Here is a 16,848-nt window from a genome sequence, read left to right as displayed (position 1 = left end):
AACTCCCCTTGCTTCATTTAATAAAATTTTTTATACAAAAAGCCTAAATTTAGGCATTTCTTTTGATAATCAATATAATTTATATTTCAATGTGATTTAAAAACGCTTATTAAAATCCAAAAGTCAATTTTTTTAAGAAAGGATTAATATGAGCGTAGAAGTAGCCGACAAAGAGGGGTTAAATTTAAGCGGTGGCGTGAGCCAAAATGGCGGGCAAAACGACCCTTACGTGAGGATCATAGAGGAGGTAAAGTCGCTTGAGATACTTGAGCCCAAGAATTTTCTCGCTGAGCTATACGGACGAAGGGTGGCAGATGCAAGGCCAAAAGCGCAGGATCAAATTCTAAACATCGCAGACGCAACCACGAGTGCAAATGATGTGCGTTTTGACAATGGCAACGACATAGTCGATATGACAAGATCTATCGTAAATGATGCCAAGATAGACGCAGGAGATGGCGACAATAAGCTAAGAATTCACGATAATATCGAGGTTAGAGGGCTGAGATTTGACGCTGGGGCTGGCAATGACGAGATAGAGATAAGAAACAATGTCGGCATAAGAGATCACACGCTTTTATATACAAACGACGGCGAAGATAGCGTGAAAATTTATGGTGCGACGATGGAAAATGCTGCCATTAATACAGGGCTAGGTGACGACGTGGTCGATATCCAAAGATCTGAGATCAAAAACGGTGCTGATATAAGGCTTGGCGGAGGAAACGACACTATAAACACCGACTGGGTGGGCTTTTTTGGTGAAACAAAAATTTCTCTTTCTAGCTTTACTAATCCAAACGAAGTAGATACGCTAAATATGGACAACACTATCTTTAACGGCCACACTACGATCGAAGCAAATGACGGCGAAAAGACCACTATGAACATAAAAGTGTGCGGCGGGGACGGCGAGATAGATATAAAAGGCTCGCATGCAAATTTAGACCACACGCCGCTTTTCGATATGAATTTCCTTGGTCCAAAATTTATGGGTGACGTTAAATTTGACGGCAGAAATAACAAAGTCAATATGCACATAGACGACTCAGAATTTCATGGTAAAAATAACGAATTTTACTTCTCAGATAATCAAAATGATACTTTAAATGTGACATCAGCTATCATAAAAAATTCTAAATTTTATCTAGGTGGTGGCGACGATACAGTTAGTTTAACTATGACAAGAACAGATATAGATAATAATACTCAAATATTTGGTGGCAAGGGCTATGATACTCTTATGCTTGATAATAATATCGACTTCTCAAAGGTCTCTGGTTTTGAAGAATTAAAAGTAACGAGCGGTGCTTATGTGACATTAAATGGCAATGATGTGGCTCATTTGAGTGACATTTTAGACAATGGCTCTAATGTAGTTAAATTTAGTGAAGCCCATGGTACTGTAAAACTTAATGGTTTTAGTGAAACTAGCGGAGCAGAAAATGGCTACCACAGATATGAAAGTGCCTATAATACGCACTTAGCAGACGGTAGCGATCGTCAAGGCACAGTCTATATAGATATAAAAGAGGACATTCACGTCGATCTTTAAATTTTAGATCCCTTTTGGGATCTTGCTTACATTTATCAAAAATTTAATTTTTAAAACCCACTGCAATAGCGTAATCTTAAGAATTAACATCATATTTACATTACTTTATATTTAAAGGAAATATTTATAATGTGTCAAATTGATTTTAAAGGAGGCAGCGATGGCTGTTAAAGTAGGTGTTATTAAAAACATTCTTGGCTCCAAGGAAGTAGTAGTTATAGACAAAAATGGCAACGAAAGAGTTGTTGTCGCGGGAGATAGTTTATACGAGGGCGATGTTGTTAAAGCAAACGGCGCAAAGGTAACTATCGCATCAAACGACGGCAAAGAGTTTGAGCTAAAAGATGGCGAAACTCTAAATTTAAATAACGACCTTAGCTCAGACAAAGAGGTAGCAGCTATACAAAAAGCCCTTTTAAAAGGTGAAAATTTAGCAAATCTCGAAGAGAGTGCCGCTGGCGGCAATAGCGGTGGCAGAGGCGGAGACGGCGTGAGCCTTGGCGAGACAAGGTTTGAGCATGGCGGTCATGAAAGCTCTGATGTATCAGCTAGCTTTAGGCCACTTTCAGATACTTTTGGCGCTGTAAAACTAACTAACCAAGAGGTAAAAGGTGGCGGTAGTGATGTTTTTGATGGTTCAGATAGTGATATAAATTCTGCCATTGCACCTGTAGCCCCAGTTGAGCCATCACAACCAGAAAATACAACTCCAACTCCGCAGCCTAAACCGGTTGAGCCAGTTGAACCTAAACCAGAACCAAAACCAGAGCCTAAGCCAGACGAGAGCAAAGATATAGTTAAAAATATTTCAGTTGAAAACAAGTCAGAATTTGGCTACGAAAAGAGCTCAGACCCAAGAAGCTCAAATGACAAATCATACCTAGAGTACAACCTAAAAGGCGAAGTAGCACAGGCTGATGCTGATAAAAAGGTAGATGTGACGCTTAAATTTGGCGGAGAGGCAACTGCTGGCAAAGACTATGAAAACGCAGAGTACTCGCTAGATGGCGGTAAAACTTGGCAAAAGCTAGATGATAGTGGCGTGATAAAAGATGTAAGAGCTGGCGATATAAATAATGTAAGTGTGCGTGTTGAAGTGACAAACGATCACGATCAAAACGAAGGTACGCTTGATACTACAAACAAGATCTTCAAAGACGCGGACAAAGGCGTTGAAAACAATGGCGACTTTAAAGAGAGCGTGACTTTAGAATTTAGCGTCGGCAGCGCAAAAGCTACAAATAGCGAATATATAGTAGATAACGATCACAACGTCACAGTTACTAGCGAATTTCACAATAACTCATCTTTTGACGCTAAATTTAAAGATAACGGTGACAATACGCTAAATTTCAAAGACGCAACCATAAGCCACAAAGCTGGCGACGTGGCTAGTGCTATAGAATTTGGAGAAAATGTATATTACAACGATGGAAAAGATGTTATTAATGCCGATAACTCAAATTTAAACTGGCTAAATATCAACACCCAAGGCGGAGATGACACCATAAATATAAATGGCGGAAGACACGAGAGACTTCACGTCGAAACTGGCGCAGACAACGATACTGTAAATTTAAACGGCGGAACTTACATAGGCACCGATCCTTATCAAAGTGGCTTCACGCTTGATAGCGGAAATGATGTATTAAATTTAAATGGCACAAAAGATAATCATATAAAAATGACAGATATGTACCTAAGAACCGGCTCAGGTGAGAGAGACGAGATAAATATCAAATACGCTGATATCGACTCAACATACAAAAATTCAGCCAACCACATCATCGCCGAATCAAAAAACAATACCGTAAATGTTGAAAACTCAACTTTAAAGGGCATCAACATAGGCACAGAGACCAACACAGGCACTAATGTAAATAGAAATCCACTAAATTTCGATCTAAATTTAAAATCATCTACTCTTGATGATGTAAATCTCAACACTATATACAAAACTCACGTAGTAGTTGAAGATACAAAGGTGACTGGTAGCTACCCAGAAAATGCTACAAAGTGGAATTTTGCAGATACAGATGATACTTTAGAGCTAAGATCAGGCACATTAAATGATATGACTGTTAATCTTGGTAATGGCGAAGATAAAGTTGTCGTCTCAAAAGCTATGAAGCTTGATGGATACGCTACGATAAATGGTGGCACCAACTACGAGACCGATACACTTGTGATAGACGGCAATGTTGATTTTAATAAATTTAAGAGCTTTGAAGAGTTGCAAGTGACTGGCAACGAGAAGGTCAGCCTAAAACTAGAAGAGCTATATGATATGCTTGACATTAAAAATGGCGATAGCAAACATATCTTGACAGTCACAGAGGCAGCTGGCGGGGTAGAGCTAGCAGGCTTTAAGCTTTCAGAGTCCGGAAGAGGTCCAAAAGATGGTTTTACAAGATATGAGGGCGACTTTAGTTTTCAAGATAACGGCAGATCTTATACGAGAAAAGGCTATATAGATGTAAAAGATGGTATCAATGTCGATCTTGGTGCTAAGTCAGAGCCTACGCCAGTCGAGCCTGTAAATCCAGCTCCGCAACCAGAGCCAAAACCTGAGCCAACTCCACAACCAACGCCTAATCCAAATGGCACAATAGTAAGCGATCTAAGAGTAGAGACCATAACTAAAGAAGTTTCTGAAAAACTAGGAAATGACTCATATCTAGAGTATGGCATAAGAGCCAATGTAGATAAAGCAAACGCCGATAAAATGTTAAAAGTTTTTTTTGGCTTTGGCGGAAAGGCAGATCATGGTAAAGACTATGATAATGTTGAGTACTCAATCGATGGTAAGAACTGGGAGCTGCTACCATTAAAAGATTATAGCGCCACTATAAATGTAAAAGCAGGTGATATAAATAACCTAACCGTACGTGCAAGAGTACTGGACGACAACAGATTAAATGAAGGTAAGTTTGATCCTACAAATAAAATTTATAAAAACGCAGAAGGCATTGAGGGCAATGGCGAATATAAAGAAAGCGTCACTTTAATTGTTGAAGTAGATGACACTATCACATCAGCAGATGAGTATATCGTGGATAACGACAGAGAAGTAACTATACCTATAGGCTATCATAGTACAAATCCTTTTGATATAGAATTTGCAGGTGATGGTCACAATATACTAAAAATAAAATATGGTCATTCTATCCTTGGAAGCTTAGATCAAGAAGGAACTAACAAGATAAATTTTGGTGACGAAAAACTTAGCGGAAAAGACGAATTATATGCTGAATCTGTAAATCTAATAAAAACTGATATCAATACTTATGGTGGTGATGATGTTATTAATATACGTAGCTCTTATAATTTAAAAGAAGTAAATGCAGATATGGGTGCTGGCAATGATGTTTTAGGATTAAGCATTCTGGATAATTCTGTTGGCAAAATAGAAAATAGTAAATTTAAACTTGGTAGTGGTAGTAATACTGTAAATATCGGAGGTGCTGAACTAAAAGATGTGATCTTAGATATGTCATCAGATGACAAGGATGCGGTAAATACGATAAATTTTGATTTTGGTGATTATATGAACGTGATAGACAAACCTGTAAAATTTACTAGTACAACTCCAAAAGATGTTTATGATATCGATGTTTCATCTGCACACAATACTTTAAATTTGGGTTGGGCATACCTTGATGGCGTAACTATAGGTTCAAATCGCTCTGAAAAGGGTACATTAGATATAAAAGGAGATATTGCTGACTTAAAGGGTGTAAATATCGAATCTGGAAACAACGAGACGCATATAGACATTGATTATGCACGTATAAATCATAGATCGCCCGGTCAACCCGATCAAGAAGTTAAATCATCAGAGTGGAATTTAAGCCCTTATAATGATACTATCAAGATAGATGAAGGGTTTATAAATAAGCTAAAAGTAAATCTTGGAGCAGGCGATGATAATGTCTTTTTATCAATGAAAACAAACAACAGTAGTTTACAAATGGATGGTGGCGATGGCTATGATGTAGCTACAATAGAAGATTATATAGGAGGCTATAATAACAAATTTAAAGATTTTGAAGAGCTAAGGATAACTGGTAATGAAGCTTATCGTATAGGCACGAAAAATCATGTATTTATAAATGATGTTTTACAAGATGATAATAACCACACGACAGATGTCTATCTGCCAAAGATCAGCCAGGCAAATGGTGGCGTAAAACTTTATGAAAAATATCATAAAGCTGATGGAGCAGAAGAGGGATATCAAAGGTATGAATTTAAAAATGAGAATTTTACTGATGATAACACAGGTGAAAAATATACTCAGACAATCCATGTAGATATAAAAAACGATATCCACGTCGATCTTTAAAATTTAGACCCTTTTTGGGTCTAAATTTCTTCTATATAAATTTACAAATATTTTCTATAAATTCTATTATCCTTTTAAAATTTACTATAATCAAATAAAAACATTTGTAACTTAAAATATCATTAATCAATTCTTATTAGAAAATTAAAATTTATATAAGCGTCATAGAAATATCATCTTTTAATTACAAAAAATTTTATAAATGTAACATATAATAAAGAAATATAACTATATTGTACTTTAGTACAATTTACAATTTCTCCTAATAGTTATAAAATAATGCCAAAATTAATTTAATCCTAAAGGAATTAACATGGCAAAGAAACTAGGCACAATCAAGTCTATATCAGGTTCTGCTGAGGTTATCGCAGTAGATAAAAGCGGTAATCAAAGAGTGCTAAAAGTTGGTGATAGCCTATATGAAGGTGAGAGTGTAAAAACAACTTCAGCTGATTCTAAGGTTGTGATAGCAACAAATAATGGAAAAGAGCTATCAATGATCGGCGAAGATACGCTAACACTTGATCCAAAGGCAACTGCTGGCGATACTCAAGTAGCAGCACTTCAAAAAGCCTTATTAAATGGTGCAAATTTAGAAGACCTAGAAGAGACAGCAGCTGGCGGTACGAGCGGCGGTCGTGCTGGCGATGGTATGAGTCTTGGCGAGACAAGATTTGAGCATGGCGGACATTATTCAAATGTAAGCACTAGCACTAGTGCGATAAATCCTTTAGGAGCTTTCGGTTTTGCTAGCCCAGAAACAGGCGTAAGAGGTGGCCTAGATAATGGCGGCACTGGTGGCGGTACGGGTTTTTATATCGACACTACACCACCGAAAGTGACCGTCAAGTCTGTCACTCCAGTAGATACAAACAGCCCAGCTGATGGCAACCCAAACAAAGCAACTGTAACTGGTGAATCAGATGAACCAAATGCTCCAGTAGTAATAAAAGACAAAGATAACAATGTAATTGGTGAAGGCAAGACAGACAATGATGGTAAATTTGTTATTGATACTACTAAACCAGTAAACCCAAGTGATAAAGTAACTGTAGAAATAACTGATAACGCAGGCAACACTGGTAAAGGCGAAGGAACAGCTGGTAATACAATATACACAGATACTACAGCTCCATCAGAGCCAACTATTACATTTGATGAAGATATCAAACCAAAAGATGGCAAACTAAATAAAGATGAGAATAGTAAAGATGGTGATAACGCTAACACAACAGCTAAAATTTCTATCCCAGCAGATGCAGTAGTAGGCGATGTTATCAAATACACTGTAAATGGTGGCACAGAGCAGTCTCATCCTATAACTGATGCTGATAAAGCAGCTGGTCATGTAGAAGTAAAAGTACCAGTAACTGATGGTCAAACTTCAAGCGTAACAGCTAAGATCGTTGATCAAGCAGGTAATGTAGGCAAGGAAGCAAAAGAAAGTTTAGATGTAGATACAAAAGCTCCAACTGTTGAAAATGTTAAAGTCACTCCAGTAGATACAAACAGCCCAGCTGATGGCAACCCAAACAAAGCAACTGTAACTGGTGAATCAGATGAACCAAATGCTCCAGTAGTAATAAAAGACAAAGATAACAATGTAATTGGTGAAGGCAAGACAGACAATGATGGTAAATTTGTTATTGATACTACTAAACCAGTAAACCCAAGTGATAAAGTAACTGTAGAAATAACTGATAACGCAGGCAACACTGGTAAAGGCGAAGGAACAGCTGGTAATACAATATACACAGATACTACAGCTCCATCAGAGCCAACTATTACATTTGATGAAGATATCAAACCAAAAGATGGCAAACTAAATAAAGATGAGAATAGTAAAGATGGTGATAACGCTAACACAACAGCTAAAATTTCTATCCCAGCAGATGCAGTAGTAGGCGATGTTATCAAATACACTGTAAATGGTGGCACAGAGCAGTCTCATCCTATAACTGATGCTGATAAAGCAGCTGGTCATGTAGAAGTAAAAGTACCAGTAACTGATGGTCAAACTTCAAGCGTAACAGCTAAGATCGTTGATCAAGCAGGTAATGTAGGCAAGGAAGCAAAAGAAAGTTTAGATGTAGATACAAAAGCTCCAACTGTTGAAAATGTTAAAGTCACTCCAGTAGATACAAACAGCCCAGCTGATGGCAACCCAAACAAAGCAACTGTAACTGGTGAATCAGATGAACCAAATGCTCCAGTAGTAATAAAAGACAAAGATAACAATGTAATTGGTGAAGGCAAGACAGACAATGATGGTAAATTTGTTATTGATACTACTAAACCAGTAAACCCAAGTGATAAAGTAACTGTAGAAATAACTGATAACGCAGGCAACACTGGTAAAGGCGAAGGAACAGCTGGTAATACAATATACACAGATACTACAGCTCCATCAGAGCCAACTATTACATTTGATGAAGATATCAAACCAAAAGATGGCAAACTAAATAAAGATGAGAATAGTAAAGATGGTGATAACGCTAACACAACAGCTAAAATTTCTATCCCAGCAGATGCAGTAGTAGGCGATGTTATCAAATACACTGTAAATGGTGGCACAGAGCAGTCTCATCCTATAACTGATGCTGATAAAGCAGCTGGTCATGTAGAAGTAAAAGTACCAGTAACTGATGGTCAAACTTCAAGCGTAACAGCTAAGATCGTTGATCAAGCAGGTAATGTAGGCAAGGAAGCAAAAGAAAGTTTAGATGTAGATACAAAAGCTCCAACTGTTGAAAATGTTAAAGTCACTCCAGTAGATACAAACAGCCCAGCTGATGGCAACCCAAACAAAGCAACTGTAACTGGTGAATCAGATGAACCAAATGCTCCAGTAGTAATAAAAGACAAAGATAACAATGTAATTGGTGAAGGCAAGACAGACAATGATGGTAAATTTGTTATTGATACTACTAAACCAGTAAACCCAAGTGATAAAGTAACTGTAGAAATAACTGATAACGCAGGCAACACTGGTAAAGGCGAAGGAACAGCTGGTAATACAATATACACAGATACTACAGCTCCATCAGAGCCAACTATTACATTTGATGAAGATATCAAACCAAAAGATGGCAAACTAAATAAAGATGAGAATAGTAAAGATGGTGATAACGCTAACACAACAGCTAAAATTTCTATCCCAGCAGATGCAGTAGTAGGCGATGTTATCAAATACACTGTAAATGGTGGCACAGAGCAGTCTCATCCTATAACTGATGCTGATAAAGCAGCTGGTCATGTAGAAGTAAAAGTACCAGTAACTGATGGTCAAACTTCAAGCGTAACAGCTAAGATCGTTGATCAAGCAGGTAATGTAGGCAAGGAAGCAAAAGAAAGTTTAGATGTAGATACAAAAGCTCCAACTGTTGAAAATGTTAAAGTCACTCCAGTAGATACAAACAGCCCAGCTGATGGCAACCCAAACAAAGCAACTGTAACTGGTGAATCAGATGAACCAAATGCTCCAGTAGTAATAAAAGACAAAGATAACAATGTAATTGGTGAAGGCAAGACAGACAATGATGGTAAATTTGTTATTGATACTACTAAACCAGTAAACCCAAGTGATAAAGTAACTGTAGAAATAACTGATAACGCAGGCAACACTGGTAAAGGCGAAGGAACAGCTGGTAATACAATATACACAGATACTACAGCTCCATCAGAGCCAACTATTACATTTGATGAAGATATCAAACCAAAAGATGGCAAACTAAATAAAGATGAGAATAGTAAAGATGGTGATAACGCTAACACAACAGCTAAAATTTCTATCCCAGCAGATGCAGTAGTAGGCGATGTTATCAAATACACTGTAAATGGTGGCACAGAGCAGTCTCATCCTATAACTGATGCTGATAAAGCAGCTGGTCATGTAGAAGTAAAAGTACCAGTAACTGATGGTCAAACTTCAAGCGTAACAGCTAAGATCGTTGATCAAGCAGGTAATGTAGGCAAGGAAGCAAAAGAAAGTTTAGATGTAGATACAAAAGCTCCAACTGTTGAAAATGTTAAAGTCACTCCAGTAGATACAAACAGCCCAGCTGATGGCAACCCAAACAAAGCAACTGTAACTGGTGAATCAGATGAACCAAATGCTCCAGTAGTAATAAAAGACAAAGATAACAATGTAATTGGTGAAGGCAAGACAGACAATGATGGTAAATTTGTTATTGATACTACTAAACCAGTAAACCCAAGTGATAAAGTAACTGTAGAAATAACTGATAACGCAGGCAACACTGGTAAAGGCGAAGGAACAGCTGGTAATACAATATACACAGATACTACAGCTCCATCAGAGCCAACTATTACATTTGATGAAGATATCAAACCAAAAGATGGCAAACTAAATAAAGATGAGAATAGTAAAGATGGTGATAACGCTAACACAACAGCTAAAATTTCTATCCCAGCAGATGCAGTAGTAGGCGATGTTATCAAATACACTGTAAATGGTGGCACAGAGCAGTCTCATCCTATAACTGATGCTGATAAAGCAGCTGGTCATGTAGAAGTAAAAGTACCAGTAACTGATGGTCAAACTTCAAGCGTAACAGCTAAGATCGTTGATCAAGCAGGTAATGTAGGCAAGGAAGCAAAAGAAAGTTTAGATGTAGATTTAACTGATCCAGAAACCATCAGAAAACCAAGCGACCCATCTATCACATTCCCAGAAGATAATGATCCAAAAGATGGCAAAATTTCTGATAAAGAAAATAAAGCTGGTGACAAAGATGCTGGTAAAACAACATCTGAAGTTATTATCCCACAAGATGGCAGTGTAAAACCAGGCGATAAACTAGTTGTTACTGATGAAAACGGCAAACAAACAGAAAAAACAATTGAACAAGGTGATATCGACAATGGTAGTATCAAAGTTCCAGTTGATCTAAACCCAGGCAAAGACAACACCATAACAGCAGAGATCATCAATCCAAATAACCCTAACAACCCAGGCAAGGATAGCAAGGTGATAGGTGAAGATAGTGAGAATACTAAAGCTCCAGAAGCTCCAGTTATCAATGAAGTAATAGATGATGTTAAAGGTGGTAAATTTAACGAAGACATTAAAGGTGGCCTAACAAATGATAGTACTCCAACTATTAAAGGTACTGCAAAAGCTGGATCAAAAGTTATAATCTACGACAATGGCGTTGAGATCGGTAGGATAGAAAAAGCAGATGCTAACTGGGAATTTACAACTCCAGAACTTACTAAACAAGGCGAGCATAAATTTACAGCTATAGCTAAGAACGAATTTGGTGAGAGTGGTTCAAGTAATGAAGTTACAATTGATCTTGATACTAAAGCTCCAGTCATTGATAGGATTACAATAACTCCAGTTGATACAAGCAATCCAGCTGATAGTACGGCAGAGCTAACTAATGTAACAGGACATACAGATACACCAAAAGCTGATCTAGTATTTAAAGATGCTAGTGGTAAGGTAATAGGTAGCGGTAAAGCTAATAACACTGGTGGTTTCTTAATCACTGATGTTGAGGGTGTAAAACCAGGAGATAAAATAACAGTTGAAGCAACTGATAAAGCAGGTAATACTAGCGTAACAGAAGTTACAGCTGGTGAGATGATCCATCCAAACGATCATACAGCTCCATCAGAGCCAACTATTACATTTGATGAAGATATCAAACCAAAAGATGGCAAACTAAATAAAGATGAGAATAGTAAAGATGGTGATAACGCTAACACAACAGCTAAAATTTCTATCCCAGCAGATGCAGTAGTAGGCGATGTTATCAAATACACTGTAAATGGTGGCACAGAGCAGTCTCATCCTATAACTGATGCTGATAAAGCAGCTGGTCATGTAGAAGTAAAAGTACCAGTAACTGATGGTCAAACTTCAAGCGTAACAGCTAAGATCGTTGATCAAGCAGGTAATGTAGGCAAGGAAGCAAAAGAAAGTTTAGATGTAGATTTAACTGATCCAGAAACCATCAGAAAACCAAGCGACCCATCTATCACATTCCCAGAAGATAATGATCCAAAAGATGGCAAAATTTCTGATAAAGAAAATAAAGCTGGTGACAAAGATGCTGGTAAAACAACATCTGAAGTTATTATCCCACAAGATGGCAGTGTAAAACCAGGCGATAAACTAGTTGTTACTGATGAAAACGGCAAACAAACAGAAAAAACAATTGAACAAGGTGATATCGACAATGGTAGTATCAAAGTTCCAGTTGATCTAAACCCAGGCAAAGACAACACCATAACAGCAGAGATCATCAATCCAAATAACCCTAACAACCCAGGCAAGGATAGCAAGGTGATAGGTGAAGATAGTGAGAATACTAAAGCTCCAGAAGCTCCAGTTATCAATGAAGTAATAGATGATGTTAAAGGTGGTAAATTTAACGAAGACATTAAAGGTGGCCTAACAAATGATAGTACTCCAACTATTAAAGGTACTGCAAAAGCTGGATCAAAAGTTATAATCTACGACAATGGCGTTGAGATCGGTAGGATAGAAAAAGCAGATGCTAACTGGGAATTTACAACTCCAGAACTTACTAAACAAGGCGAGCATAAATTTACAGCTATAGCTAAGAACGAATTTGGTGAGAGTGGTTCAAGTAATGAAGTTACAATTGATCTTGATACTAAAGCTCCAGTCATTGATAGGATTACAATAACTCCAGTTGATACAAGCAATCCAGCTGATAGTACGGCAGAGCTAACTAATGTAACAGGACATACAGATACACCAAAAGCTGATCTAGTATTTAAAGATGCTAGTGGTAAGGTAATAGGTAGCGGTAAAGCTAATAACACTGGTGGTTTCTTAATCACTGATGTTGAGGGTGTAAAACCAGGAGATAAAATAACAGTTGAAGCAACTGATAAAGCAGGTAATACTAGCGTAACAGAAGTTACAGCTGGTGAGATGATCCATCCAAACGATCATACAGCTCCATCAGAGCCAACTATTACATTTGATGAAGATATCAAACCAAAAGATGGCAAACTAAATAAAGATGAGAATAGTAAAGATGGTGATAACGCTAACACAACAGCTAAAATTTCTATCCCAGCAGATGCAGTAGTAGGCGATGTTATCAAATACACTGTAAATGGTGGCACAGAGCAGTCTCATCCTATAACTGATGCTGATAAAGCAGCTGGTCATGTAGAAGTAAAAGTACCAGTAACTGATGGTCAAACTTCAAGCGTAACAGCTAAGATCGTTGATCAAGCAGGTAATGCAAGTGAAGCAGTAACTAGCAGTATAGATGTGGACCTAACCTCTATGACTCCGACTATCGATCAAGTAACAGATAATCAATATGGCGGAATACAAGATGGCAACAACGTTCTTGGCATTGACGATGGTTTAACAAATGACAGTACACCTACATTTAAAGGTACAGCTGAGCCTGGTGCAACAATCGTTCTTAAAAATGGTAACGATATTATTAGTAAAGACATCATTATAAAAGCTGACGCTAATGGCAACTGGGAATTTACACCAAAAACTGCACTTGCTGATGGTGAGTATAATGTAACAGCTATAGCAACAGATAAAGCTGGCAATGTTAGCGATCCATCAAATGTTGCAACGATTAACATTGACACCAACTGTCCTAAACCTGTTATTACTGAGATTGTAGATAATGTGGCTGGTGGCGTAGTAAATGGTGATGTTAAAAATGGCCTAACAAATGATAGCACTCCAACACTAAAAGGTACAGCTGAGCCTGGTTCAACTGTTAAAGTTTGGATAGACGGTTTAACTAAAGCTTCTCTTGTTAATGGTGAAGTTATTTATGATTGGACTACAACTACCAAAGGAGATGGTACTTGGGAATTTATACTTCCAAAACTAGAAGATGGTCGTCATTTATTTGTTGTTAAAGCAACCGATAAAGCAGGCACAAATAGCCCAGATTCTGATACTGTTGGTGTAACTGTTGATACTACCGCAGGAGCTCCAAAAGTAATGATCACAGCTGATAAAGATGATAACAGCATCTTAACAGCCACTGAAGCTTCTTCTATAACTGATGGCAAACTAAAATGGGTTATCAAGCTACCAGAGGATGCAAAAGTAGGCGATAGAATCGAAGTGGCTAATAGCCATAGAGAGTGGGTAACTATATTAACCCTAAGTGCTGCTGACATAGCTAAAGGCGAGGTTGCAAGAGACGATTTCAGTGCGGATTTTGTAAAAGGCAAGTCTGGCTTCGAAACTCCATCTTATAGGATAGTAGATCAAGCTGGTAATGTCAGTACAGAGCATTGGGATACAGTTAAATTTGACAAGGCTGCTCCTACAGCCCCAGTTATCAAAGAGGTTATTGATGACCATAAAGGCTATGATGATGATACTAGAGTAGGCGATGTGCTTAAAGTAGAAGGTGGTCTAACAAACGACAATACCCCAACTATCAAAGGTACAGCTGAGGCTGGCATAAAAGTTGATATTTACGATAACGGCAAGTGGATCGGAGATACAAAAGCTGATACTAATGGCAACTGGGAATTTACACCAGAGATAAGTGCAGTACTACCTGATGGCAAACATAGCATTACTGCGGTAGCTAAAAATGCTCTAGATGTAGAAAGTGCACCTAGCAATGCAGCTAATATAGATGTCGATACTGTAACGCCGAAACCAACTATAGATAAGATCACTGATAACGTAGAAGGTGGTGTATATCATGGTGATGTTAAAGGTGGCTTAACAAATGATAATAGACCAGTATTTGAAGGTAGTGCTGAAAAAGGTGCATTTATTGAGCTTTTCGATAACGGCAAAGTAATAGGCACAACTAAAGCTGGCGAAGATGGCAAATGGACAATACAGCCAAAAGAGCCAATGGCTGATGGTAAGCATAATATGGTCGTACAAGCAACTGACCTAGCTGGAAACAGAAGTAGGTCTGACCAAACATCTTCAGATGTAGACACAACCCCTGGCGTTGTCAAGATCACAGCTGTTTGTGACGATGTGGCTGGCTATAACGGTAAAGTAGGAAATATCCTTGGTGTAAATAATGGACTAACAAACGATAGTACACCGACCATCAAAGGCACAGCAAAACCTGGTACAACTATTACAATCAAAGATGGCAATAGTGTTATCGATGGAGTGATCAAATATAACGGCGATGGTTCTTGGGAATTTACACCAAAAACTCCATTTGCTGACGGCGAGCATAAACTAACTGCGATAGCTACAAGTAGGACTTCTGGTGCTCAAAGTGTTTCAAATGTAGCAACTATAGATGTTGATACTACTATAAGGATAGAGTTGACAGAGGTTACTCCAATAGCTGAAGGAACAACTCCTGGTGCACATATCAGTACGCCAACTATTAATTTCAATACAATTAGTGGTGGTAATTATGTATCACAAGGCGATAAGAGCGACTATGTAAAAGTAAACAATTTGGTAAGTAATTGTGCTAAGATCGATCTAGGTAATGGCAATGATACCTTAGCTATCGGTGGATTAGTTAAGAACGGCGTGGTTATTAATGCTGGTAGAGGAAACGACAAGATAACCATAGGAGAATATCTAAAAGGATCTTTAGTTAATCTAGGTGAAGGTGGAGCCAATATAGTTAGAACCCGCATCGCTGGCATATCAGACGAGATTAATGCCGCATTTATAATTAAAGATAAAAACGGCTTGAAAATTGGTGATGGCAAAACTGATGCTGATGGCAAATTTGATATGTTTATCGACAAAGCTATCAAACCTGGCGAGAAATTAAGTGTAGAGATAGTCGATGCTGCTGGTAATAAAGCTAGTGATAGCAAGGCAGCTAGCCACATAGAAGTAAGCGGAGTACGCTACTATGATAACGAGCTAGATGTTGGTACAAACATACATGCTGCTACTGTTTTAGCTGGAAATGGTAATGACTTAGTAGTTGTTGGCGAGAAAGGCAAACCAGATGGCTATATAACAGCAAATTCTAAGATCGATCTAGGTGAAGGAGATAATGAGATCAGAGTTCGTACAAATATAGATCACTCTGAGATCAAAACTGGTAGTGGTGATGATATAGTGACTACTGGACTAAAAGGCAATGGTTTTGGCTATATAACCAATGAATCTAAGATTGATCTAGGCGATGGCAACAATAAACTAACTGTTGGTACAAATATTGATCATTCTGAAATCAAAACTGGTAGTGGTGATGATATAGTGACTACTGGACTAAAAGGCAATGGTTTTGGCTATATAACCAATGAATCTAAGATTGATCTAGGCGATGGCAACAATAAGCTAACCGTTGGTACAAATATCCAAAACTCTGAGATCAAAACTGGTAGTGGTGATGATGTAGTTAATGTTGGTGTAAATGGCATCGGTGGTTATATAAGAGGACACTCTATAGTTGAACTAGGTGCTGGTAATGATTTACTTAACGTTCGCACATATATTGATCACTCAACTGTTGATACTGGTGCTGGTAATGACGTAGTAAAAGTAGGTAGTTATATCCATAGCTCTAAAGTCGATCTAGGTGCAGGAGACGATACTTTATCTATTGGTAAAGTAGACCTAAATAATAGCAAAGTAGATGGTGGAGCTGGTTATGATAAGTTAGTATTAGAAAATCCTGACAAGTCTGTAAACCTAAGCGATATCTCAAAATTTGCTAAGAATTTTGAAGAGCTTGATATATCTGGTGCTAAAAACACTACTCTAAAAGTTGGCATCAAAGATGTCTTAGATATGACTGATGATAAAAATACACTAAAAATCACAGGCGATAAAGGTGATACAGTTGATCTAAAAGGCAATGGATGGCATCAAGGTGCTTCAGAAGATGGTTACACAACATATACAAACAACACCGTAACTATTCAAATTAAAGACGAGATCCACGTTATCTAGTCTAAAAATATAAGCAGGGCGGACAAAGTCTGCCTTGCTTTGAATTTGTTT

Annotated in this window: 3 protein-coding genes; all 3 read left to right on the top strand. The window is 37.9% G+C overall.

The features are described 5' to 3' along the window. The first annotated feature begins 148 nt into the window (after nt 1-148). The 3 genes from MTT29_RS06395 to MTT29_RS06385 all read left to right on the top strand — a co-directional run bounded on the left by MTT29_RS06395 (nt 149) and on the right by MTT29_RS06385 (nt 16,797). Complete coding sequence (locus MTT29_RS06395; protein ID WP_429800091.1) at nt 149-1,555, top strand: hypothetical protein; 1,407 nt, start codon at nt 149-151, stop codon at nt 1,553-1,555. 160 nt (nt 1,556-1,715) lie between these two features. Further along, the gene (locus tag MTT29_RS06390) at nt 1,716-5,900 is read left to right on the top strand and encodes a hypothetical protein (RefSeq protein WP_429800090.1); all 4,185 of its coding nucleotides are present in this window, start codon (nt 1,716-1,718) and stop codon (nt 5,898-5,900) included. Nucleotides 5,901-6,213: 313 nt separating this feature from the next. Beyond that, nucleotides 6,214-16,797: an Ig-like domain-containing protein gene (locus tag MTT29_RS06385; RefSeq protein WP_429800089.1), complete on the top strand. Its 10,584-nt coding sequence runs from the start codon at nt 6,214-6,216 to the stop codon at nt 16,795-16,797. The last annotated feature ends 51 nt before the right edge of the window (nt 16,798-16,848 follow it).

It is taken from the genome of Campylobacter concisus (assembly GCF_050447485.1).
Classification (GTDB): Bacteria; Campylobacterota; Campylobacteria; order Campylobacterales; family Campylobacteraceae; genus Campylobacter_A; species Campylobacter_A concisus_BQ.
Note: the sequence above shows the minus strand (reverse complement) of the source record. Positions and strands in the feature narration are given on the sequence as shown.

What these genes read in the sequence shown, in the direction of transcription:
- MTT29_RS06395 (WP_429800091.1), top strand. Translation starts at nt 149, where the DNA reads ATGAGCGTAGAAGTAGCCGACAAAGAGGGGTTAAATTTAAGCGGTGGC.
- MTT29_RS06390 (WP_429800090.1), top strand. Translation starts at nt 1,716, where the DNA reads ATGGCTGTTAAAGTAGGTGTTATTAAAAACATTCTTGGCTCCAAGGAA.
- MTT29_RS06385 (WP_429800089.1), top strand. Translation starts at nt 6,214, where the DNA reads ATGGCAAAGAAACTAGGCACAATCAAGTCTATATCAGGTTCTGCTGAG.